General features: G+C 36.9%; 22 protein-coding genes and 1 riboswitch. Of the genes, 16 read left to right on the forward strand and 6 right to left on the reverse strand.

The genetic code is table 11. The annotated features are described in order from the left end of the window. Positions 1-103 precede the first annotated feature (103 nt). Together AC59HC_RS06750 and AC59HC_RS06755 are read left to right on the forward strand one after the other, a co-directional pair. On the forward strand, positions 104-3,028 hold the full coding sequence (locus AC59HC_RS06750) for a sensor histidine kinase (RefSeq protein WP_411413894.1): 2,925 nt from the start codon (positions 104-106) through the stop codon (positions 3,026-3,028). Between the two features lie 5 nt (positions 3,029-3,033). After that, entirely contained in the window at positions 3,034-3,645 is a 612-nt protein-coding gene (locus AC59HC_RS06755) for a response regulator (protein ID WP_062670379.1), read from the forward strand. A 132-nt stretch (positions 3,646-3,777) separates the two neighbouring features. On the opposite strand, the gene AC59HC_RS06760 is transcribed toward AC59HC_RS06755, so the two are convergent. Beyond that, a complete protein-coding gene (locus AC59HC_RS06760) occupies positions 3,778-4,623 on the reverse strand; it encodes a phage tail-like protein (protein ID WP_496558282.1) in 846 nt (281 codons plus the stop codon). Positions 4,624-4,894: 271 nt separating this feature from the next. On the opposite strand from AC59HC_RS06760, the gene AC59HC_RS06765 reads away from it, so the two are divergent. The 6 genes from AC59HC_RS06765 (at position 4,895) to AC59HC_RS06790 (ending at position 9,612) form a co-directional block, all read left to right on the forward strand. Continuing rightward, positions 4,895-5,851 carry a helix-turn-helix domain-containing protein gene (locus AC59HC_RS06765; protein ID WP_496558283.1) on the forward strand — a complete coding sequence of 319 codons (957 nt, stop codon included), beginning with the start codon at positions 4,895-4,897 and terminating at the stop codon, positions 5,849-5,851. Positions 5,852-5,965: 114 nt separating this feature from the next. Next, on the forward strand, positions 5,966-7,168 hold the full coding sequence (locus AC59HC_RS06770; protein ID WP_496558284.1) for an MFS transporter: 1,203 nt from the start codon (positions 5,966-5,968) through the stop codon (positions 7,166-7,168). Positions 7,169-7,364: 196 nt separating this feature from the next. Further along, complete coding sequence (locus AC59HC_RS06775; RefSeq protein WP_062670388.1) at positions 7,365-7,778, forward strand: hypothetical protein; 414 nt, start codon at positions 7,365-7,367, stop codon at positions 7,776-7,778. 129 nt (positions 7,779-7,907) lie between these two features. Beyond that, a complete protein-coding gene (locus AC59HC_RS06780) occupies positions 7,908-8,510 on the forward strand; it encodes a Crp/Fnr family transcriptional regulator (protein ID WP_343642547.1) in 603 nt (200 codons plus the stop codon). A 65-nt stretch (positions 8,511-8,575) separates the two neighbouring features. Then, positions 8,576-9,196, forward strand: coding sequence for a hypothetical protein (locus tag AC59HC_RS06785; protein WP_411413892.1), 621 nt, complete (start codon positions 8,576-8,578; stop codon positions 9,194-9,196). A gap of 14 nt (positions 9,197-9,210) precedes the next feature. After that, on the forward strand, positions 9,211-9,612 hold the full coding sequence (locus tag AC59HC_RS06790; RefSeq protein WP_411413891.1) for a DoxX family protein: 402 nt from the start codon (positions 9,211-9,213) through the stop codon (positions 9,610-9,612). Positions 9,613-9,691: 79 nt separating this feature from the next. On the opposite strand, the gene AC59HC_RS06795 is transcribed toward AC59HC_RS06790, so the two are convergent. After that, a complete protein-coding gene (locus tag AC59HC_RS06795; RefSeq protein WP_496558285.1) occupies positions 9,692-10,327 on the reverse strand; it encodes a DUF1062 domain-containing protein in 636 nt (211 codons plus the stop codon). Between the two features lie 497 nt (positions 10,328-10,824). Here AC59HC_RS06795 and AC59HC_RS06800 point away from each other — a divergent pair, with 497 nt between their 5' ends. Then, positions 10,825-12,240 (forward strand): aldehyde dehydrogenase family protein, encoded by a 1,416-nt coding sequence (locus AC59HC_RS06800; RefSeq protein WP_496558286.1) that lies wholly within the window; start codon positions 10,825-10,827, stop codon positions 12,238-12,240. 115 nt (positions 12,241-12,355) lie between these two features. Beyond that, positions 12,356-13,153: a helix-turn-helix domain-containing protein gene (locus tag AC59HC_RS06805; RefSeq protein ID WP_496558287.1), complete on the forward strand. Its 798-nt coding sequence runs from the start codon at positions 12,356-12,358 to the stop codon at positions 13,151-13,153. A gap of 189 nt (positions 13,154-13,342) precedes the next feature. Here AC59HC_RS06805 and metE read toward each other — a convergent pair whose 3' ends face one another. Beyond that, entirely contained in the window at positions 13,343-15,646 is a 2,304-nt protein-coding gene (metE, locus tag AC59HC_RS06810; RefSeq protein ID WP_496558288.1) for a 5-methyltetrahydropteroyltriglutamate--homocysteine S-methyltransferase, read from the reverse strand. A gap of 173 nt (positions 15,647-15,819) precedes the next feature. Beyond that, a riboswitch (cobalamin riboswitch) is annotated at positions 15,820-16,005 on the reverse strand. Between the two features lie 195 nt (positions 16,006-16,200). Between metE and AC59HC_RS06815 the strand changes: the two genes are divergently transcribed. Further along, positions 16,201-16,662, forward strand: coding sequence for an Lrp/AsnC family transcriptional regulator (locus AC59HC_RS06815; protein ID WP_047422640.1), 462 nt, complete (start codon positions 16,201-16,203; stop codon positions 16,660-16,662). Positions 16,663-16,745: 83 nt separating this feature from the next. Here AC59HC_RS06815 and AC59HC_RS06820 read toward each other — a convergent pair whose 3' ends face one another. The 3 genes from AC59HC_RS06820 to AC59HC_RS06830 form a co-directional block, all read right to left on the reverse strand. Continuing rightward, a complete protein-coding gene (locus AC59HC_RS06820) occupies positions 16,746-17,288 on the reverse strand; it encodes a hypothetical protein (RefSeq protein ID WP_496558289.1) in 543 nt (180 codons plus the stop codon). A 100-nt stretch (positions 17,289-17,388) separates the two neighbouring features. After that, complete coding sequence (locus AC59HC_RS06825) at positions 17,389-17,757, reverse strand: VOC family protein (protein WP_496558290.1); 369 nt, start codon at positions 17,755-17,757, stop codon at positions 17,389-17,391. A 52-nt stretch (positions 17,758-17,809) separates the two neighbouring features. Continuing rightward, positions 17,810-18,670 (reverse strand): alpha/beta fold hydrolase, encoded by an 861-nt coding sequence (locus AC59HC_RS06830; protein ID WP_496558291.1) that lies wholly within the window; start codon positions 18,668-18,670, stop codon positions 17,810-17,812. 270 nt (positions 18,671-18,940) lie between these two features. Here AC59HC_RS06830 and AC59HC_RS06835 point away from each other — a divergent pair, with 270 nt between their 5' ends. The 5 genes from AC59HC_RS06835 (at position 18,941) to AC59HC_RS06855 (ending at position 22,857) form a co-directional block, all read left to right on the forward strand. Continuing rightward, complete coding sequence (locus AC59HC_RS06835; RefSeq protein WP_171006235.1) at positions 18,941-19,084, forward strand: bacteriocin-like protein; 144 nt, start codon at positions 18,941-18,943, stop codon at positions 19,082-19,084. A 26-nt stretch (positions 19,085-19,110) separates the two neighbouring features. Further along, a complete protein-coding gene (locus AC59HC_RS06840; protein ID WP_171006234.1) occupies positions 19,111-19,257 on the forward strand; it encodes a bacteriocin-like protein in 147 nt (48 codons plus the stop codon). Between the two features lie 367 nt (positions 19,258-19,624). After that, entirely contained in the window at positions 19,625-20,632 is a 1,008-nt protein-coding gene (locus AC59HC_RS06845) for a LacI family DNA-binding transcriptional regulator (protein ID WP_496558292.1), read from the forward strand. A 54-nt stretch (positions 20,633-20,686) separates the two neighbouring features. Beyond that, positions 20,687-21,601 carry a carbohydrate kinase family protein gene (locus AC59HC_RS06850; RefSeq protein WP_496558293.1) on the forward strand — a complete coding sequence of 305 codons (915 nt, stop codon included), beginning with the start codon at positions 20,687-20,689 and terminating at the stop codon, positions 21,599-21,601. 11 nt (positions 21,602-21,612) lie between these two features. Further along, entirely contained in the window at positions 21,613-22,857 is a 1,245-nt protein-coding gene (locus AC59HC_RS06855) for a sugar MFS transporter (RefSeq protein ID WP_496558294.1), read from the forward strand. The last annotated feature ends 3 nt before the right edge of the window (positions 22,858-22,860 follow it).

Consider the following 22,860-nt stretch of genomic DNA (forward strand, 5'->3'; position numbering starts at 1 on the left):
TGCATTAGCAGCAGATATAGATAAGTTTTGCACATATATGAGAGTTTGGGCATTTATTTTTGCTTGCATCTATCTAAACATTTCCGGACAGCACTATACCTCTATGTGGTACAACATAGACAATGGGCTTCCACAAAGCAGTGCAAAGGCCATTGTCAAAGACAAATATGGCTTTATCTGGATTTCTACCGAAAACGGGCTGGTGAGGTATGACGGCAGTTCTTTTATTACCTTCAGTAATTTCAGGGTAAATAATCTGCATTTTGGTGAATTTATAGGAGATCCCTGTCTTGATAGTATAACGGTTCTTAATAATTTTCAGGAAAGTAAAATCATTATTAAAAACAGGTTTCCCAAAATCGCAAGGCTCACTGCCCATGATAAAATGACCTATTGCAATGGTACCGATATCCTGCACCGTATTGCCAATAATATCATTACATCGGATTTCTATAATGACGTCCAGTATTTTATTCAGCTTAAGAATTCTGTTTATCATTTTACCGAAAAAAATGCCATCATTTATAAGGAAGGGAACAAGGAAATAAAGATTACACTGCCTTTTACCAATAAAGACCTGAATTACATTTTTGTACTGAATAACCACCTTTTCATCAATGATCTGAAAAAAAGAAAAACCTACTCTATCTACAAGGGAAATCTTTCTGTTTCTGATCAACCAACACTTTTTAACCATCCTGATACGAAAATATACTGGCAGCAGATTACCAATCAGACTTTTATTATTAACCACGACAATATTTACCTTTTAGAAGGCAACGAAAAGGATCTCCGTTTAAAATTTCTTGTCAATTTTGAAGAAATCGGAAATCATTCCTACTGTTCGATGTTCTATGATAAAGCGTTCAACAAATTGTACCTGGGAACGCTTAATAACGGTCTGAATGTTCTTCAGCTTTCCAATTTCTATGTATCAAGAAAAAAAGCTGATTTTTCCAGCAATGTATATTTCGCATCTCTTCCTTTCAGCCAAAGCACAATCATTGCTGAGGACGGAACAGAATTCGGAAGAAACGGAATTGTAAACAGCCACCTTTTCGGAAACAATGACAATTATCTCATGATGTATGACAATTCCGGAAATATTCTGATCAAAAAGAGAAACCATATTGTCAGGTTTTATAAAAATTCGAGCTATAAAAAGAAGGATTCCACTTTTGTTAAAAAGGGGCTTGAAACATTTATGAAAAGCGGAACTCTTTACGGCACTACCTTCACAGATCTTTCAGGCACTCAGCTTCATTTATACAAAAAGGATATATTCAGCCAGCCGGATTACACCTATACTTTTAAAAGTTTTGTCAATATTTTTCATCAATATAATGAGAATGAAATTCTGACCGGAAACAGCGACGGCCTTTATTCCATAGCACTGCGAAGCAATACCATAACTCCTTTGATCAAAAATATCCATGTCAAAAGCATTATCAGGACAAAAGATAATCTGATATGGATTACAACGGAGAAAAGCGGCTTTTATCTTTTTAGAAATCATAAGCTTGTCAAGATGCCAAACGACATCAACGATTATCTTCAGTCAGCTCATTATATTCTTGAAGACAAAAAGGGATATTACTGGATTTCTTCAAACAATGGGATGTTTAAAGTTTCCAAAAAGCAATTGCTGCGCTATGCAGACCATAAAAACACTCCGGTTTTCTATTATCGTTTCACTAAAAAGGATGGTTTTCTGACCAATGAATTTAATGGAAGTTCAGAACCTAACGCCTATGCTCTTGAGAATGGGGATTTTGTATTCCCTTCAATGGATGGTTTTGTGTTTTTCAATCCGGAAAATATTCAGACGTATTATCCGGGAAGAAATAACATTTATATAGAAAGGGTAAAAATCGGTAATTCTGAGCCTCAGTATTTCCATCAGATCCTTGATTTGAAAAATGATTACAAAACAGCGGATATCTTTATTGATATTCCTTATTTTTCCAATCCGGAAAATCTTTATATTGAAGCTAAAATATCCGGAAAAGAAAATACCGGATGGGAAAAGATCGCAACAGGGAAAGAATTAAAATACACCATCAGCAATCTTTCTCCAGGGGATTACACCTTGAGGGTAAGGGTATTGATATCTGCTGACGGGAAATATGAAGAAAAAACAGTACGTTTCAAAATTCAGCCTCTTTTTTATCAGACATTGCTGTTCAGAGTGTCTGCCTCCATCATTATCCTTATTATCATCATCGTTATCGTTCAGTTAACCACAAATTTTCTAAGGATAAAAAATAAAGCTTTAAAACAGATTGTCCATAATAAAAACTCTGAACTGAAGGAAACCTCTCTTCACCTGGAGGTCGTAAAAAATAACCTTCAGAAAGAAACGGAATACCAGAAAAAACTGGTGGAAACCATCAGCCACGACATTACCACTCCGATCAGATTTATAGCTATGCTTTCCCAGAAACTTCATGAGTCTGATGATGTGGAACTTCAGAAAAAGTATTTTGACAGTATCTATAAATCATCAGAGCAGCTTTATCAGTTTACGCTGAATTTGAAAGAGTATACTGAACTTTATAAGGCAGAAAATATTTTCGAAGAAAAGGAATATCCCATCAACAGAATCCTGGAGACCAAGAACAAGCTGTTCTGTGAAATTGCTAAAGAAAAAGGAACTACGATTACCAATCTTACTGAGGGTGTCATCTATTCCAGGGTAAATGAAAGTATTTTAACAGCCATTATTCATAACCTCCTTGATAATGCTGTGAAGAATACCTCTCAGGGAAACATTACCCTTAGGATTACCGAAAATCTACAAAAATCCACAATAATAATTAGTGACACAGGAACAGGAATGTCTGAGGAACAGATTGCTATCTATATGAATCTGTTCAGAAATCCAAAACTGGAAACCCCCAGTTTTAAAGGAAAAGGATTGGGTCTGCATATGGTTATCCATCTGGTAAAAAAGATCAATGCTGAAATGAATTTCAGGCAAAACCATCCTAAGGGAACTGTTGTGGAAGTAACGCTCAAAAAAAACTAATCTTTATGAATGAAAAAATTTTAATTGCTGATGATCATTATGTAGTAAGGGCAGGAACCTGTTTGGTTCTTGAAACTGCTTATCCGGGTCTGAATATAGATTTTGCTGAAAATTATGACCAGGTGAAAAAGAAACTTGAAGATCAGCGGTATGACCTTATTATTTTAGACATTGATATGCCGGGAACCCAATATAAAAAAATGGTTCCAGAGCTTAAAGATATACAGAATGACCTTAAAATTCTCATATTCTCAGGATATGATAAAGATGTAGCCATCCAATATATCAGGGAAGGGGCTGAAGGCTATCTGAATAAACAAAGCAGTGAAGAGGAAATTAAAAATGCGGTGAAAACGGTCATTGAAAAGGGATATTTCTACCCCGCAGAGCTGATTGGTCTTATTATTCAAAACAAAAGAAATAATCCCGTAGAGAAGTTATCATCCAGGGAATACGAAATTTTTAAACTTCTGGCGGACGGCAACGGTAATCTGGAAATTGCCAACAGGCTCAATATTCAGATGTCTACAGTAAGTACGTATAAAAAAAGAATCTTTCAAAAGCTTAATGTCGGAAATATTGCAGAGCTGATTAAAGTCTATGAAATGATGCATTAAGAAAACGGGGCCGGAATTTAAAGTATTCCTGCCCCGAAAAAACACAAATCTCATGAGATTTTAATAGCTAACCCATTGATTTTTTATGCGTTATTTTTTATCATTGTATTTTTAGAATCATCTGTCGGTGTACTAGTACAGTCTCTGTACAGAGAGAAATAACTCCCTTGTATTATCAGAAGTATTGGAATCTGTGGTTGTAGCATCGCTGCTTCCTGTTGTAGATTTATTATCTACACGGAATGCATAATACACTCTGTACCATCTTGGCTCCGGTTCCTGTACGGTAATATCAAATGTTACCGTCTCATTATGGGTCTGGGTAAGATAAACACCATCATCAAATTGTCTGTAAGCTCCCGGTGATAATTTAATATTTCCATTATCAGAATCACCGGTATGGGTAGACATTTCCGAAACCCAGATTTTCACATCTGAAGTTCCTACATTGTAAAGTCTCGGATTAAAAGTGGTAGCCGCTCCCGTACCTGCTGAACTGCTGTTAAACTGGGCATCAAGTCTCAGGAAACCTCCCAAAACCGGAAGATCGGTAAGATAAGTACTGGCCAATGTACTGGCTCCTGAAGTACCTGCAGGAATGCTCCCGTGATAATAGATTAAATCTCCAATGGGAATATCATTATCCTGTCCTCCAAAAGCAAATTTCCAGGTAGTTCCGTTGAACATATAATAGCCGGCTTTATCTACTTTTGCAGTTTTTACAGAAGGAATAGTTACCGCCTGGGTTACATAGACCAAAGCTCCGGTCTGAGCTGCCAGATAAACATTATCTTTAGCTCTTAACTGGTCTCCTGTCATTCGGGGAGCCATCACTCCATCAGCAGCAGTAGCCACGTCCGGTTTTCCTTCTACATGTAATGTTACTTTAGGAGAATCTGTATTGATCCCAACCTGGGAAAATGCCGCAATTGAAAAACACATCATAATGCTGGCAAGAGGTAATTTTATTTTTTCCATTTTAGTATATTTGTTTAAAAATTATTTGATTTATTTAAAAATTGAATAAATCGTTTAGGGTTAATTGATAGATCATCAATCAGCCTTTGTTGAGCTAGCTGGTGCAAAGTTATCCGGACTGACAAATCAAATCCATCAATAATCAATGAAAAACAGGAAACAGCTCACAAAACACAAATCGCTAATAACCAGAAAGTTAAACCAGTCATTTTTTAAAATCTGACTGTTACGAGAAAATATTGGAATGATTTAAAATTACCTTCTGCCACAAATGACCACCGAAAAAGACATAAAAATTGAACAGTACAAAAGACAACTGGTGTATTATTATAATATTCTGATGTCTGTTATTCTTGCCCTATTTGGTTTAATATTTACTTTTATTATTCCTGATAAAATAATGGCCTGGTATCTTTTCGGAGGACTTTTTTTAATGGTGTATACGTATCTGATTGTGCGCAAAACCTACTCGGTGAATGTCATGGTGCATTCCTACATCATTATTGCGACGCTTTATAATTTTTACATTATGCTGGCTTTCTGGAACAATTCTATAGCGAGTTTTGTCTGGCTTATTCCGATTCCGCTGGCAGCCTATGTTTTCTTTCAAAGAAAGTATGTTTTTATTTACAGCATATATGTTTTGCTGAATATTATAGCGGGATACCTTATTTCTAAATCTTTCAGCTTTAAATTCCCGATACACCAACCAGAAGATGTAAGAATTACCGATACCATCCTTATGATTTCCAATGTAGCAGTCATTGCACTCCTGCTCTATTTTAAGGATAAAATAAAACGGGTTGAAATTTACCATGAAATTGAGGAGAAAGCCCAGAGTACAGCAATACAGCCGGTTCCTACAGCAGACAAAGCTCCTTTTGCGGATGAACTGTTTGAAAAAATTGAATCAGTGATGAGAGAGAAACAGCTGTATAAAGATGTTAATTTCAATATTTCAAAGCTTTCCACAGAAATGGAAATCAACAGTAGTTATATCTCAAAATCAATTCGTGCAAAAGGATATCCCAACTTCAATAATTACCTGAATATGCACAGAATTGAGTGTGTAAAAAGATTACTTCATGAAAATGACATTGAAAAAGTAACCCTTATGTATATTTACACAGAAGCAGGATTTTCTAATCAGTCCACCTTCAACAGAGTTTTCAAACAGATGGAGAATATTACTCCTTCAGAGTACATCAACAGTCTGCAGCTTCATTGATTTGTTTCGCCAATCAATATCATTGAGATAATAATTTTTAAGTTCGGAAAATAATCAGGAAATTTACAAGACAAATTTTCTGTAAAACCACTGCATTGTAATTGCAAAAAAATCATGAATTCATCTGAAAAAGCCATTCAGGGAAGCTTACGTTTCCGATATATAAAACTTTGTATTTTTTTTTCAGGACTTTCGGTTTTTGCACAACTTTATCTTTTCCAACCGATGCTGCCTATGGCTGCGGAACAGTTTGGGGTATCCGTAGGTGATACTTCCCTGCTGGTATCTTCATCCACGATAGGTATGGCATTGGGCTTATTATTTTTTGCCTTTAAAGCTGACAGTTATTCCAGAAAAAGCCTCATTGTTTTTTCTTTGATTTCTTCTGCGAGCCTTACTGTTATTTCTACCTGGATACCCGATTTAACACTCCTGATTGCCGTTGGAGTATTGAAAGGTTTTGTTGTTTCCGGGGTTTCTGCAGTTGCTCTGGCCTATCTTACGGAAGAAGTGGATGCTCTGGCAGTACCAGCAGCCATCAGTATGTATCTCAGCGGTAATACCATTGGAGGAATGAGCGGAAGAATAATGGCTACTTTGTTTGCGGGGGAATTCGGATGGCGTAATGCCGTTCTTCTGATTGGCATAGAAAGTTTAATCCTAGGCGCTGTATTCTGGAAACTGTTTCCGGAATCAAAGTTCTTCAATCCACAGAAAACAGATTATCATCTAAAGGTAAAACAAATGAAATTTTTCCTTACCAACCCTTATATGCTTCGGTTATATTGTACTGCCGCACTGCTGATGGGAGTTTTCGTGAGTGTTTATAATTACCTGACATTCAGACTGGAAGCAAAACCTTTTTCGTTAAGCCATTTTATTATAGCCTTTATCTTTCTGATGTATATTTTTGGAGTCTTCGGAACGATGATCGTAGGCCGTCTTTCCAGAAGGTTTCCGATGAATAGTATTCTGAAAGCTTCTATCCTGTGCATGCTTACCGGAGCTGCCCTTCTATTATCTGAAAATATTTATATTCTTATTTTCGGACTTGGGCTTTTCACCCTTTCATTCTTCGCTGCTCATACTATGGCCAGTCAGATGACTGCATTGTATGCAAGGCGGGGAAAATCTTCAGCCACTTCTATTTACTGGCTTTTTTATTATTTTGGTTCAAGTATTCTGGGAAGCGGTACCGGTTATCTGCTTCATGCCTTTTCATGGGATGTTTTCATAGCAGTTCTTATGATAAGTATTATAACCGCTCTTCTTCTTACCACTTTTAATACCAATCCAAAAGCGGGAATAAAAAACTAATACCACATAGATACCACATCCGGTACTTCATGATTATGTGATAATTCACGTATAGTGTACTATTTTAACGTATTGTTAATTTTTTATATCAAAAATTTAACCTAATATCCTTCAAAACAAGATTTAACAATGCAATGTCGGGCATACTATTTGCTATTTTACTAAAGACCATATCACCATTTAAAATCAAAATATTATGAACGTAGCAGATCTAAAAATCAAGAACTTGGTTGAGTATAAAAATCAGATTTATACCATTGCTGAGATCTTTCAAAATGTCGAACAGGCTTATTTTGTTAAAATTGAAAATGATATTCAAAGTATTTCGGTCCCGGCAGCATCCATTAAACCGATTAAAATAACGGAAGAATGGCTTGAAAAGCTCGGCTTTTCACGAACAGACAGTTCAGATCAGAGTATACGGTATGAAAGACCGGAAGCTTTTATAAAATATGATATAGACCTGAGTTCCAGAAAAATACTGGAAGGGCTGAAAATATACGGGAACGCCATAAAGTGTAAATATATCCATGAGTTTCAGAATATTTTCTCAAGCTTATTCGGAAAGGAAACTGTTTTACATTATGGTTATTTGAAAACAGAATCGTAGTTAAATAGTTCTTAGTTGAGGAAGACCACAATTTACATGATAAATTGTGGTCTTCTTATGTATAATTGTTTCATCTTACTTCCGTAATTTAATATTTGCGTAAATTTGTGCCTATACATACAAAATCTAATGATGGATACAGATACAATAGTTTCACAACTCATAGAACACTTTAGAGAAATTGTCTCTTTAAAAGATAATGATATTGACTGTATTAGTTCCAAATTAGAAATTATACAACTTAAAAAGAAAGATTATCTGCTTCGCGAAGGACAGGTTTCCAGACATATGCGTTTCATTGCACAGGGAAGCCTCTATGCGTACCACATTGATGAAAAAGGAAAAGAAAATACCACTCAGCTGGGTATTGAAAACTGGTGGGTAAATGATCTTTACAGCTATCTTAGCGAACTGCCTTCAAGAATGTTTATTCAGGCTAATGAAGATACCACCATCATACAGATCAGTAAAAATAATCTGGAATCATTGTACAAAGAAGTTCCGGCTGTCTCAGAGTTCTGGCGTCTGAAGATGCAGAGTGCCTATGTTACGTTACAGGAAAGAACCTTTGAACATTCCCGTGTTGATGCTTATACCAAATACCGCACATTTGTCACTACTTACCGTAATATCGAACAGCGTTTTCCTCAATACATGATCGCTTCCTACCTGGGAATCACCGTAGAATACCTCAGCTATCTGAGAAAAAAACACCTGTCTGACGTTTCTTAAGATTTCTTAAGTTTATTCCGTTCCGGCCTGAATAATTTTGCTCACAGAAATTTAATGAGTGAAATATGAAGGCAAAAATTATCGCTATAACAGCTCTTGTATCAGCTTCCCTGAGCCTGAATGCACAGCAGCTTTCCTATACCCCGGATCTTGTTTTAGGACATCGCTCCTATACTTATATGCACAATATCAATTATCAGCTGAATGAACGGTTGAAACTGAACAATCTTACCCTATTTGATACAGAATATACCAAAGATAAAGAAAACATATTCTTCATCAGAAATACCCTCTCGTATAATCTTACCAAAAGACTTAGTGCCAATGCGGCATTGGGAATGAAAAATCCCGGCGCATTTTTCAGTATTTATCTGCAATATAAAATCATCCAGTCCTCCTATTCACTTTCCTACTCTATAGGAACTACGTATCAGAAAGGATTTTCTCTGGAACAGTCTGTATCATTTGAATACACCCCTTATCTGACAGAAAATTTCAAAGGATACTTCAGTGTACTCGCTATTGGAAACCTCGATAATAGTGGATATCCCAGAGGGCTGCAGTTTATCAGACTGGGCCTGAAAAAGGATAAAATGATGTACGGGCTGGCTTCCAATTTCGACCAGTTTAATAACGGAAAAAAGACCCTGGAAAATATCGGGGCATTTGTAAAATATAACTTTTAAATAATTTATAAGAAATGAAAAAAAACATTGATTCAGGATTACTGATCACCAGAATAGCAATTGCATTTCCAATGTCGGTTTATGGAATCAGTAAAGTGATCCATGGAGTTGGTTTTATTGAAGATATGATGAGCATTCATGGCTTACCGCCATTTTTTGCGTATGGTGTGTTTGCAGGAGAAATTATTGCACCTGTCATGCTGATCATAGGATTTCGGGCTCGTCTGGCAGGATTAATCTTTGCTGCCAATTGCTTCACAGCTACCCTACTGGCGCAAACAGCTAATATTTTCAAACTTAATGAATTCGGAGGCTGGGCTTTGGAACTGCTTGTCATCTATATGCTTGTAAGCTTAAGCTTTTTCTTTACCGGCGCAGGAAAATATGCAGTTTCAACCCAAAATAAGTGGGATTAATCCAAATGAAATACATAAAGTGAACTCAATAAAAAGCCTCCCGATCAACAACCGGAAGGCTTTTATAATTATTGATCATTTACTGTGTTGAGAAAAAATCCTCTTTTCCGATAAGATAAATATTGATCAGCTCCTGCCTGTTGATATCAACAATATCTCCATTCTTGAACTTATATTTCTTTTGAAGAGGCTTCTCATTAAAGTAAACCTTACCTGAAGCAAGCAAGAGGTTCAGTTTAGATGATGAAAGCCCTAAACAGATTCGCATGACTGTTGAGACTCTCATATTAAAATCAAAAGAAGACTGTATTTGAAAAGAAATGAACTCATCTTCCCTATTCATAAGATCTTCTACGGGAAGATTTGGGTATAGAATTTCATATTCCACACTTTCCCAGTCGGCTTCCACATTATTTTTTCTTCTTATTTCCTGTGAGAAAGAGTATTGCCAGGCAGTTTCCACATTGTTTTCTGAGAATTTACGGAATGTTTCTTTACTGATAGATTCTGTTCTGATTCTTGAAAATACGGTCATATTATAGGTATTGCGGCATTTTACACACCGGTAAATCAGCCATATATCAATATTCTTTTTCTGGGCATTCAGTCTGAATTTATCACTGCATTGAAATCTGTCGCTGCTACATTGATTGCATTTCTTTTTGAGTAAGGGAGTATTTTTCGCTTTTACCTCCCAGATATATTGGGTATTCATTACTTATAATCGTGCTTAATATTCTTTGTTGGATTTTTCCATATTATTCACGCATTACAGAAAGGTATACCTCTGTAGTATTATTCAAAGATCAGGTAAGCTATAGTTTTTCTCTGCAGTAAAGTTTTGATCAATAGCATTGGTCAAAGCCGGAATAGCAGAGATAAAGTCACCTTTAACAGTGAATACGATAAATAATAGGATGAAATAAAAACCTGTTCAGGCAGAATTACCCAAACGAAAGAACGATCAGCCTGTGGTTACTGAGACTGATACTAAGCGAAAATAAGTTTAAGAGTTGTTCTCAAAACGTTTTATTTACTTGGTTATGATAAAAGTAGTCAATTTTATTGGAGAACGGAACTTTTTACGGATAAATTCAAAAAATAAAAATGAACAAGCTTTACAATGGACCATACAACAAAGAAAAATTGAGCTTTACAACAAACCTCTCTTTTTCGTTTCTGCCGAAATTTGTGGTATTAAAATCATCAAAAATGAATCAGATTAATAAAATTTACATCAACGGCGAATTTGTTACGCCAAGAGGAACAGAAACTTTTGATCTTATCAATCCCGTTACTAACCAAAAAACCGGAGAAGTGGTTCTGGGAAATGAAGAAGATACCAGAATGGCCATTGCAGCAGCAAAGAAAGCTTTTAAAACTTTTTCAAAAACAACAAAGGAAGAAAGGATCCATTTTCTCAGAAAACTGCACGATGCTGTAAGCAAAAGAGAAGATGAGTTGGTTGCTGTTATGGTGAATGAATATGGAGGAACTTTACAGTTCAGCAGAATGAGTGTCCAGAATGCAGTCTCTGCCTTTACAGCCACCATCAATACTTTGGAATCTTATGATTTCGAAAGAACGGTGGGACATTCCAAAGTACGTTTTGAATCTTTAGGTGTAGTTGGAATCATTACCCCATGGAATGCCAGCAACAGCTTTATCTGTAATAAACTTGCCACTGCCATTGCTGCCGGGTGTACCGCTGTTATCAAACCCAGCGAAATGAGTGCGGCACAAACCCAGCTGCTTACTGAATGTTTCCACGAAGCCGGCCTTCCGGAAGGAGTTTTCAATATCGTCAACGGATTAGGAAATGTAGTTGGAAATGAAATTACTCAGCATCCTGATATCGCAAAAATCTCTTTCACCGGATCTACACTTACAGGAAAAGCGATTGCCAAAGGAGCTGTAGACACCATGAAAAGGGTAACCCTGGAACTTGGAGGGAAGTCTCCTAATATCATTCTTGAAGATGCCGATTTTGAAAAAGCAATTCCTATGGCTGTTTTCGGGGCTTATATGAATAATGGTCAGGCCTGCATCGCCCCTACCCGATTATTGGTTCCGCAAAACAGACTGGAGGAGGTAAATGAACTGGCTAAAAAAGCAGCCGGACAGGTAAAGGTAGGAAATCCTGCTGAAGAAGATACTCTTGTAGGACCTATGGTGAGTGTAAAACAATTTGAAAGAGTACAAAGTTATATCCGTCTGGGACAGGAAGAAGGAGCCGTTCTGCTTGCAGGTGGTGAAGGAAAACCGGAAGGTCTTGAAAGCGGTAATTTTGTAAAAGCAACCATCTTTACCAATGTCCGTAATGATATGCGTATCGCGCAGGAAGAGATTTTCGGGCCTGTACTGTCTATTATTCCTTATGCTGATGAGGAAGAAGCAATTGCCATTGCCAATGACACTACTTATGGTCTTGCAGCTTATATCAGTTCTGATAATCATGAACATGCAGAACGTGTAGCCGCACAGATTGATGCCGGAAGAATCTGTATTAACGGGTTTGCCCACGATCCATACGCTCCTTTCGGTGGTTTCAAGCAAAGCGGTATTGGACGTGAGTTTGGTGTATTCGGACTGGAAGCTTACCTGGAACCCAAAACGATTCTGGCTTAATATGATCTTCTTCACAGCAAAATATTCTCAGGATTACTTTGCTGTGGAGATTCTATGATCCTGAAAAGTTTTGTAAGTTTGAATAAGAATTGATCAAGAAACAACTTTCTGAGCTATGAGCGAAAATAATATTCCTTTTCCCATCAATTATTCCTGTCATTTTTCAGAATTCAGGGAAGGAGAACAATTTGCACGAATTCACAGCCTCGGCCTGGTGCTTTCCGGGGAAATGGAACTTAATGATGGCATCACAAAAACGATATTTAAAGAAGGAGAACTCTATTCTGCCAGAAAAAACCATTTATTAAAATTTGCAAAATATCCACCCAAAAATGGGGAAATCAAAACCATATCCATCTATTTTGACGATGCCATGCTTCATGACTTCAGCCGTGAGTATGGGTATCAGGCAGAAAAAAAGGACAATGTCCAGGCCTATATAAAACCGGAGCAAAAGGCATTACATTCTTTTATGTACTCATTATTACCGTATGAAGATCTTCCTGCTTCTGAAGAAATCCTGAGGCTTAAACAAAAAGAAGCTCTCCTCTTACTGTTGAATTACGATCCCGGTCTTAAGGATATTTTGTTTGATTTTTCCGAGCCCTATAAAATAGATATTGAGAGTTTTATGAATAAAAACTTTCATTTCAATGTCAATGTAGAACGTTTTGCTTATTTAACGGGGAGAAGTCTGTCTGCATTTAAAAGGGATTTTCAAAAGATATTCGGAATTCCGCCAAGACAATGGCTGCAGCTTCGAAGATTAAAGGAAGCTCATTTTCTGCTAAGCCAAAAAGGAAAGTCCGTTTCTGATATTTATCTGGATCTTGGATTTGAAAATTTATCCCATTTCTCATTTGCCTTTAAAAAACAATTTGGCTATCCGCCAACTGCTTTACAGGCAAAATAACTTAGATTTTGAACCATTAAGATCCTATTAGGTGTTAAGATTATGAAGACAAGTTTACTTACTCTTTAAATCAGAACGATTTTCAACTACTTTATTCTTCAAAAATTTTAATAGTTTAAAAATAACAGATCGTGCCATGAAAATCATAACACGATCTTAATTATTGAATCTAATTATTGTAAAAGTTTTCTAAAGCGCATATTCTACTGAAGCTTCTTTGGCAGCAGCCACCATTGCGATTAAAGCTTTTTCGGTTTCTTCCCAGTGTCTTGTCTTCAGTCCGCAATCCGGATTTACCCAGAGCTGATTGGCAGGAATGACATTCTGAGCCTTTCTCAGCAGTTCAGTCATTTCTTCTTTTGACGGAACTCTTGGTGAGTGAATATCATATATTCCAGGACCAATTTCATTCGGATATTTGAAATCTGCAAAAGCATTCAGCAGCTCCATCTGAGAACGGGAACATTCTATCGTAATCACATCGGCATCCATATCGGCAATATTTTCAATAATATCATTGAATTCGGAATAGCACATATGTGTATGGATCTGGGTAGCATCTTCTACTCCGCTTGCTGAAATTCTGAAAGCTTCTACGGCCCATTTCAAATAGTTCTGCCAATCTGCTTTTCTTAATGGAAGACCTTCTCTGATGGCAGGCTCATCAATCTGAATAATTCTGATTCCTGCTTTTTCCAGGTCCACAACCTCGTCACGAATAGCTAAGGCAATCTGCTTACAAGTTTCTGAACGAGGCTGATCATCACGTACAAAAGACCACTGTAAAATGGTAACCGGACCTGTCAACATTCCTTTTACCCATTTTTCAGTCTGAGATTGGGCATATTGAGACCAGTACACCGTCATCGGAGTCGGGCGGGAAACATCACCGAATATCACAGGTGGTTTTACACAACGGCTTCCGTAGCTTTGTACCCAACCGTTTTTAGTGAATACAAATCCTTCCAACTGTTCTCCGAAATATTCCACCATGTCGTTTCGCTCAAATTCTCCATGAACCAATACATCAATTCCGATGTCTTCCTGCCAGCGGATTGTTCTCTGCGTTTCCTCTTTCAGTAAGGTATCATACTTTTCTGCTGTCAGTTCTCCTTTTTTAAATTTTGCTCTCCAGCTTCTTACTTCTGTGGTTTGCGGGAATGATCCGATCGTAGTGGTGGGGAACAAAGGAAGCTGCAATACTTCCTGTTGCTCTTTTTTACGGATTTTGAAGGTGTTTATTCTCTGAGCATCTTTTTCAGTAACAGCATTGGCTCTTTGCTTCACTTCATTATTATGGATAAGAGAAGAAGTTCTTCTACTCTCAATTGCTTTTTTATTTTCTTCAAATGCTTCAAAAATCTGTTCATTTTCCGTTCCGGAAGCCAGCTCTTTAAGCATTACAACTTCTGCCACTTTTTGTTTGGCAAAAGCCAGCCAGTTCTTAATTTCCGGGTTAAGATTGGTTTCAAAATCCAGGTCGCAAGGTGAGTGAAGCAATGAGCATGATGGTGCAATGAAAATCCTTTCAGATCCTAATTTTTCAACAGCTTTTCTGATGAAAGACAAGGATTTTTCATAATCATTTTTCCAGATATTTCTACCGTCAACCAGTCCTAATGAAAGGTTTAGACTGTCCGGAATAACATTCAGAATATCATCCAGCTGCTCAGGATTTCTAACCAGATCAACATGCAATGTATTGACAGGAAGTGAAACGGCAAGTGAAGTATTGTCTTTTAATCCGTCAAAATAGGAAGCCACAATAAATTTCAGTTTCGGGAAACGTTTTCTGATTTCGGCATACACATAACGGTAAGTTTCTTTGGCTTTCTCTGTTAAATCCAATGCCAGAAAAGGTTCATCAAACTGGATCCATTCTGCACCCTGCTCCTGAAGTTTGGTTAAAATCTCTGTATAAACAGGAAGAAGATTTCCGGCCAGATCCAGTTTATCAAATCCTTCTTCTTTTTCTTTTCCTAATAACAGATAAGAAACCAGTCCGATAATAACCGGTTTCGCATTGATTCCAGCTTGTTTTGCTCCTGCAAATTCATTGAAAATTTTATCTGAGCTCAGCTTAAACTGTTGATTTTTATAAAATTCCGGAACGATGTAATGATAGTTGGTATCGAACCATTTGGTCATTTCCATGGCAGTGATATCCAATCCATCTTTCTGATAGCCTCTCGCCATGGCAAAGTAAAGATCCAGCTCAGTATTGTTTTTTTTAAGCACCACTTCATGGTACCGTGTTGGAATGGCACCTACTACAAGGCTCATATCCAATACCTGATCATAATATGAAAAATCATTACATGGGATAAGATCTATTCCTGCTTCTTTCTGGATATTCCAGTTTTGACTGCAGAGAGTTCTTCCGGTGTTCAGAAGTTCTTCCAAAAGGATTTTACCTGACCAGTACTGCTCGCAGGCTTTTTTGAGTTCTCTTTTGCTACCGATACGCGGATAGCCAAGAATGTGAGTTTGCATTTTTTTAAACTTTTTAATTAAACTTATTGGGAAGTTCTTTAAAATGCTTCGTTATGTTTTGCAGAAAAAGTTTCAGGAAAATAGTGACATAGCAGACAATGTATTTCCCTTCATAAGAAAATACAAAATCTGATATATCATCTGTATGACCCAAAGCTTCAGCCCGCGAAAGCATTGTCAATTCAGTAAAGGCAGGTCTCCTGACTTGTAACAGTTTCTGTCATCCTTCCCGCTTTTGGCAGTGGATCTGCAAGGACAGAAACTTTTGGTGGGTTACTTACAGTTGCGCGACAGCTCGTGATTTGCACACGATTCCCTATTAATCTACCTTAAGTAAAACCTTTCCTGTTTGATGAAGTATCTGTAAAGAACTGTACTTTTACCTTTAACAAAGGTTGTCAGTAAAAGTTTTTAATTTTGTGTAAAATTAGTAATACAGAATAAAAACACAATATAAAACAAATAATTAAGCAAATTAAACTTCATAAAGTAAAAATAAAAGCATATAATTCTTTATATTTGACTGTTTTAATCATTTAAAAGAATAATATTCTGTGGAACAACTCGATGATAAGGATGTACAGCTGCTCAGGCTCCTCCAGAAAAACGCCAAACTTACCGTTAAAGAGCTCGCTAAAGAAGTGAACCTTTCTACTTCACCGGTTTTCGAAAGGGTAAAAAGGCTTGAACAGGAAGGTTTTGTTAAAAGATATGCGGCAGTTCTTGATGCTGAAAAATTGAACCGTGGATTTACGGTGTTTTGCCAGATCAAACTTAAAATTCATGACCGGTCTGTGGGGTATGATTTTGTAAAAGAAATTTTAGAAATTGAAGAAGTTGCGGAATGTTACAATATTTCCGGAGATTTTGATTTCCTTCTGAAAGTGCAGGTGCGGGATATGAAGCATTATCAGGATTTTGTATTTAACAAGCTGGGATCCGTAGATTCTATCGGCAGCACGCACAGTACTTTTGTGATGGCTGAGGTAAAAAACAACCATGGACTGACGATATAGATTTATTTTAAAGTCAACGCCGTCTGAGGATAAAAAAATCCGTCAATAATGACGGATACTATATTATATAATTTTTTCAGTACTCAATTAGCTGCGGGATCCATTAGTTCTGTTGTTAAACCTATTGATTTTAACAGGTTCTTACTGTCGAAAAGCAATGTTGTATAATGTTTCCCTTTTTTAAAAACCAGTTTGGACCCTCCGGGGAATTCACTGTCTGCTCCCGATTTTTGTATTTTGGCATTGTACTTACCGAACTTCGTTTTACTGTCCTGTAATGTACTTTTATTCAGAACAAGACCAAAAGGAAGCCCTTCCACAATGACAGATTTATTGTCTGAAGTCACAAAAAACATCTCATTGATACTATTGTCTTTTCCCAGGCTGCAATAAAGCTCCAGTCCTGTTTTCATAGGCCATTTTGCATATTTTTCTTCGTTGGCATCTTCATAAAAAACAGTTTTTACGTTCAACGCTTTTGAAATTTTATCCGGAGTCTGTGGGAATATGAATTCTGAGTTTTTGTCCAGTAAAGAACCCAACACGGCTGTTTTCTGTGAAAATGCAGTTGCACTTAATACCAGAAAAAAGATGGTGACAATGAAATGGAATGGTCTCGTCTGCATAAAAATATTTTAAATTGTAATGATTTGATGGCTAAAGATATTAAAATTTTGGGCAAAGCTCTATTTTAAGCAATTTTTTACATCGCACTTCTGTTTTTGGCTATTTTCTTTCCTGTAAATTGAACACGGTACCGGCAGGATCGGTAATCCAGTGCATATTTTCAGGAAGCTCTTCTATTTCGTCACAGGTTTCCACACCGTTTGACAGCAGATATTGTGTAGCAGCTTCTACATCGGGAACGGTAAGCTGGAGCCATGTTTCAGAATGGGTATAGTTGTCAACACAATCCAGCCATATGATATTATTCCCGAATTTCACCTCGTGGGTTCTGGAAACAGTGGGATTTTTTATCGGCTTTTCCTCAACATTCAATTTTAAAATATCCCTGTAAAAAGCAACCGTTTTTTCGTATTTATTTTTGGGAATTTTGATAGCAATATTAATTCCTGCCTCAAATTTTGTATTCATAGTATAGATTTTGAACTTTATAAACAGATTTCAATTCTTTGATGGCATTCTATTATTTCAAAAAAACATTCAGATAATTCACAATCATTGCCGTCTGCATCATCAGGCTTACATGGGTTTGTCCGGGAGCGATAGCCAGCTGGGACTTTGGTAATTCGCCCATATCTGCAAAAACATCACCTCCCAATAATTTATAGGTTTTTGAAAGTTCTGTTTTATCCAATCCGTCATTATCACCAGCTATGATTAAGACAGGCACCGGAATTTTAGAGATATTATCATCACCCAGGTCAAAAGGCTGTCCGGCAGAAGCCATCATCTGCTCCAGAAATGGTTTCCATTTTGTTTTATCAGGTGCTACAGCATTATAAGCAGTATGCATAGGGCTGTTTGTAAAGAGTTCAGGTTTCATTCCTTCAAGAGCTTTATTTACTTCGGGCAGCCATCCGTTAGTTTTATAGGTTGATGAAATGATAACCAGTTTGTTCAGTCTTTCCGGACTTTGAATAGCCAGTTTATAGGCCACTTCACCTCCAAAGCTGTACCCTGCCACATCTGCCTTGTCTATTTTCAGATAGTCCATTACCTTTGTAACATCACTGGCTAAAGTAGCATGTGATAATTTCCTTTCTGAAAAAGGCGTGTGACCATGTCCCTGTAATTCAAGAGCTATTACTTTTCTGTTTTTGGACAATTCCGGGATCAATTCACCCCAGTTCAAATCAATCGTCATGAAAGCGCCATGTAACAGTACAAGAGGCTTTCCTTTGCCATAGACTTCATAATAAACTTTGATGCCATTAACAGGTGCATAACCACTTTCAGAAGGTTTTATTTTTTGTCCATATACCAGAGAGGAGGCAAGGATAATAATAAAGAACAATACTGCAGAGAATTTGAATAGACTTTTCATAATATTATCAGATTTGGTGGATTAATTTTAAGTCAAAGTTACCAACCCGATCGGAAAACGGACTTGTCACAGGGCAAGATTTTATAGAAATGAGAGGAATAGTTTAAGGATTGGTTTAAACTTATTCCCAAAAAACATTTTACTTCATTACATAAAATAAACTTTAATCATTCTACAATTAAGCAACTAAAAAATAAAAATTTTACAATAATTCTATCATGGTTGATAAAATTTTATTAATTTCGAATTGAACTAAACGTACAATTTATTATGAAAAATTTAAAGAAAATCGAAAGAAAAGAATTGAAAACAATTAAGGGAGGAATTGACTGCAGAGGTGGTCAACTTTGTTTAATCGGTGGTAAGTGGCAATGTATGCCTTACGACGGATGCGGTGGCGGAAACCAGCCTTAATTTCAGTGTAATTCAATTACTTGACTATGAAAAATGTAAAAAAAATTTCAAGAGACCAGTTGAGGAATATTAATGGCGGAGCGACAAGCTGCTCTGAAGCCTGCTGCCCACCTCCGGGAATCAAAAGATGTCCATGGGTGATCTGTGTAGCGCCATGTGATATTTTAAGTTAAAAGACTGTATTCTCAAAATAAGCCCTGCAATTCATATGAGTTGCAGGGTTTTATTTTATAGTATAAAGTAAAAACTCTCATTATTATGTTTCTTTATTATTAAATATAAAACTTAGTTTCCAGCTGTTTAAATTTAAAAATTAAATTTATTGGATAAACGTTTAACCTAAATTTAATCTCTACATTCAATAAGTTAACAATTTATTCATATTGAAAAAAGACAACAATAAAGTAAAACGCTGATAATGAAGATGTTGGTTATTTTTAAAAAAAGTGCGAAATTACATATTTTTCGGAAACCACCAAAAAAAACAGCTATTGTTTTTTTACTATTTTCTGAAATATTTTTGTGCACTAAAAAAATAAAATGAAAAGGTCTTCCATAAAAGATATTGCTAAACTGGCAGGAGTTTCCGTAGCCACTGTATCTTATGTTCTTAACAGAAAGGAAGGACAGCGTATCAGTGAGGAGACCCGGAAAAAAATTTTTGAAATTGCTGAAACGATTAACTACACTCCGAATAAGATTGCAAAAAGTTTGAAAACCAATAAAACAAAGCTTCTTGGATTAATCGTGGCGGATATCTCCAATGACTTCTATTCCCATATGGCAAGAAATCTTGAAGATAAAGCTTTAAAGTTGGGTTATACCCTGATCATCGGCAGTTCTGATGAGAATGCAGAAAAATTTAAAAAACTTACCGAACTCTTTTCACAGCAGCAGGTAGACGGAATGATCGTTGCCCCCGTAGCAGGATCAGAAAAGACACTAGAAAACCTTATTCATATTAAATATCCTGTTGTAACGATTGACAGATATCTTAAAGGGGTTTCTGTTCCCGGAATTACCATTGATAATCAAGAGATTGCGGAAAACACAGCCAGCCTGCTTCTTAATAAGAACTTTGACAAAATGATCTACGTTGGCTATGAAACTGATCTTCCACATCTTCTGGACCGCCAGCATGGTTTTGAGAAAGCGGTAAGTTCTTCCAGCAAAACAGTTGAAATTCAATATCTTCTGGTAGGATTGGAAAATATTGTACAGGAGGTACATTCTAAGCTTGAAAGTACGTTGGGGAAAACTCCAGAAAATACTGCGTTATATTTTTCCAGTAATAAACTTGCGGTAGCAGGGCTTTCCTATCTCGTTAAAAACAATATAAAAGTTCCGGAACAGGTCTCAGTATTGGCATTTGATGAAACGGATGCCTATGACCTCTTCCCTACGGAGATTACCTACATCCAGCAGCCCATTGAAGAAATGGCTGAAGAGGCTATCAAGCTTCTGGACGGACAAATTAACCATTACGCAGCAACAGGTAAAAGAATAACATTATCCGCCAAACTGATTGCCAAAGCATCTTTAAAATAATCAAATCTATAACAATCATTTTTTTTAAATAACAACTTAAACGTTTAATCTATTATGATAAAAAATAAATTAAATCACGTGGTATGTTTCGGAGAAGTTCTGTGGGACATCTTCCCTTCCGGATCCAGAGCTGGTGGTGCACCATTTAATGTTGCCTACAACCTTTTTAAAATGGGAATCGGCACCAAAATGCTAAGCCGTATAGGAAATGATGAATTAGGGCACCGTCTTCTTAACCAAATTCAGGATTGGGGAATAACAACAGATTTCATTCAGGTAGACCAGGAAAAGGCTACAGGAACTGTAATTGCTGATTTTGATGAGCATGGAGAAGCTGTATATGACATTGTAAAGGAAGTTGCCTGGGACTATATCCAACCTCTGCCGGAACATAAAGAACTGATTCAAAATTCAGAAGCATTTGTTTTTGGAAGTCTGATCACAAGAAGTGAAGCTTCCCAAAATACACTATTGCAACTTTTGGAATATTCAAAGTTCAGGGTTTTTGATGTTAATTTCCGCCCTCCTTTCATCGATTTTGAATTCATTAAAAAATTATTGCATAAAGCTGACCTTGTTAAAATGAATAAGGCAGAGCTCAGAACAATTCTTGAATATCTCGGTGAAGACTATATTGATGAAGATACCAGTATCAGACATCTCCAGACTTATTTTAATCTGAATGAAATTGTGCTTACGAAAGGAAGTAAAGGCGCCAGATATTTTGTGGGGGATACTGCCTATAATTTTCCGGCAGTTCATATTGAAATTGCAGATACTGTGGGCAGTGGGGATTCTTTTCTTGCCGGGTTTCTGTCTAAAAGAATTCAGGGAAAATCGCCGGAAGAGATCATGAAACAGGCAACTTCACTGGGAGCCTTTATCACATCGAAATCAGGAGCATGTCCGGATTATACCTATGAAGAATTCAAGGCATTCAGAGAAAAAAACAGCTGTAAAACCTCTTAAAAACATACGATATGAATACTCCAAAATTTACAGATAAAAAATACTATATCATCCTGTCCTTTGTTACCTCCTTATTCTTTTTCTGGGCTATTGCTCTTACCATGGGTGATGTTCTGAATAAGCATTTCCAGAACGTTCTTCACATTTCGAAGTCCAAATCAGGGCTGGTACAGCTTTCCATTTTTGGGGCATATGCATTGATGGGCGTTCCGGCAGGTCTGTTTATGAAAAGATTTGGTTATAAATTAGGAGTCATCCTGGGTCTTTCATTGTTTGCACTGGGAGCCTTTCTGTTTATTCCGGCCGCCGACACTTCCTCATTTAACTTTTTCAGACTAGCTCTTTTTGTTCTTGCGATGGGAATGGCAACCCTTGAAACGGTAGCCCATCCTTTTGTAGCCGCTTTGGGGGATGAAAGGACGAGTGATCAGAGGGTTAATTTTGCCCAGTCTTTTAATGGTCTGGGAGCTATTATCGGTCCTCTTTTAGGCGGATATTTTATTTTCGGAACTCCTGATTCCGGATCTGGATCACTGGATTCAGTAAAAAATCTTTATACCTGGATTGGGATTGTCATTCTTGCGATTACTATTATTTTCAGCTTTATCAGGGTTCCTGATCTGAAAGACCCTCATGCGGAAGATATCATCATTTCAGAAAATGAAAAAGGAGAAGACCAGTCTGTATCAGATCCGCACGCACCGCTCTACAAGCAGAGACATTTTATATTTGCAGTTATTGCCCAGTTTTTTAATATTGCCGCACAGGGCGGAACCTGGGCTTATTTTATCAATTACGGGGTAGAAAAAATGCACCTTCCGGAAATTCAGGCTTCCTATTACTTTTCTTTAAGTATGGCCATGATGATGATCGGAAGATTTATCGGAACTTTCCTGATGAGATTCATTGCTCCCAACAAACTGCTGGCTATTTTTACCGCATGTAATATCGTTCTGTGCCTGATTATTTCCCAAAGTTTCGGATGGGTATCATTTGTAAGCCTTATTTTGCTCAACCTTTTCCTCAGTGTGATGTATCCTACCATATTCAGTCTTGGGCTTAAAAGATTAGGATCTAAAGTTCAGCAGGCTTCCTCATTCCTGGTTATGGCAATGTTTGGAGGAGCTGTTTTCCCACCGATCATGGGGAGAATTGCTGAAAAAGATATTGCACATGCCTACCTCCTTCCTATTCTCTGCTATGTCGTTATTTTATTATTTGCATTAAAATTCTACAAGCCCAAAACACTTAAATAATCC

The organism is Chryseobacterium sp. DZ-32, from assembly GCF_059587025.1.

Excerpts from the sequence above, each read along its gene's own strand:
- AC59HC_RS06750 (WP_411413894.1), top strand. The coding sequence starts at position 104 with ATGTGGTACAACATAGACAATGGGCTTCCACAAAGCAGTGCAAAGGCC.
- AC59HC_RS06755 (WP_062670379.1), top strand. The coding sequence starts at position 3,034 with ATGAATGAAAAAATTTTAATTGCTGATGATCATTATGTAGTAAGGGCA.
- AC59HC_RS06760 (WP_496558282.1), bottom strand. The coding sequence starts at position 4,623 with ATGGAAAAAATAAAATTACCTCTTGCCAGCATTATGATGTGTTTTTCA.
- AC59HC_RS06765 (WP_496558283.1), top strand. The coding sequence starts at position 4,895 with ATGACCACCGAAAAAGACATAAAAATTGAACAGTACAAAAGACAACTG.
- AC59HC_RS06770 (WP_496558284.1), top strand. The coding sequence starts at position 5,966 with ATGAATTCATCTGAAAAAGCCATTCAGGGAAGCTTACGTTTCCGATAT.
- AC59HC_RS06775 (WP_062670388.1), top strand. The coding sequence starts at position 7,365 with ATGAACGTAGCAGATCTAAAAATCAAGAACTTGGTTGAGTATAAAAAT.
- AC59HC_RS06780 (WP_343642547.1), top strand. The coding sequence starts at position 7,908 with ATGATGGATACAGATACAATAGTTTCACAACTCATAGAACACTTTAGA.
- AC59HC_RS06785 (WP_411413892.1), top strand. The coding sequence starts at position 8,576 with ATGAAGGCAAAAATTATCGCTATAACAGCTCTTGTATCAGCTTCCCTG.
- AC59HC_RS06790 (WP_411413891.1), top strand. The coding sequence starts at position 9,211 with ATGAAAAAAAACATTGATTCAGGATTACTGATCACCAGAATAGCAATT.
- AC59HC_RS06795 (WP_496558285.1), bottom strand. The coding sequence starts at position 10,327 with ATGAATACCCAATATATCTGGGAGGTAAAAGCGAAAAATACTCCCTTA.
- AC59HC_RS06800 (WP_496558286.1), top strand. The coding sequence starts at position 10,825 with ATGAATCAGATTAATAAAATTTACATCAACGGCGAATTTGTTACGCCA.
- AC59HC_RS06805 (WP_496558287.1), top strand. The coding sequence starts at position 12,356 with ATGAGCGAAAATAATATTCCTTTTCCCATCAATTATTCCTGTCATTTT.
- metE (WP_496558288.1), bottom strand. The coding sequence starts at position 15,646 with ATGCAAACTCACATTCTTGGCTATCCGCGTATCGGTAGCAAAAGAGAA.
- AC59HC_RS06820 (WP_496558289.1), bottom strand. The coding sequence starts at position 17,288 with ATGCAGACGAGACCATTCCATTTCATTGTCACCATCTTTTTTCTGGTA.
- AC59HC_RS06825 (WP_496558290.1), bottom strand. The coding sequence starts at position 17,757 with ATGAATACAAAATTTGAGGCAGGAATTAATATTGCTATCAAAATTCCC.
- AC59HC_RS06830 (WP_496558291.1), bottom strand. The coding sequence starts at position 18,670 with ATGAAAAGTCTATTCAAATTCTCTGCAGTATTGTTCTTTATTATTATC.
- AC59HC_RS06835 (WP_171006235.1), top strand. The coding sequence starts at position 18,941 with ATGAAAAATTTAAAGAAAATCGAAAGAAAAGAATTGAAAACAATTAAG.
- AC59HC_RS06840 (WP_171006234.1), top strand. The coding sequence starts at position 19,111 with ATGAAAAATGTAAAAAAAATTTCAAGAGACCAGTTGAGGAATATTAAT.
- AC59HC_RS06845 (WP_496558292.1), top strand. The coding sequence starts at position 19,625 with ATGAAAAGGTCTTCCATAAAAGATATTGCTAAACTGGCAGGAGTTTCC.
- AC59HC_RS06850 (WP_496558293.1), top strand. The coding sequence starts at position 20,687 with ATGATAAAAAATAAATTAAATCACGTGGTATGTTTCGGAGAAGTTCTG.
- AC59HC_RS06855 (WP_496558294.1), top strand. The coding sequence starts at position 21,613 with ATGAATACTCCAAAATTTACAGATAAAAAATACTATATCATCCTGTCC.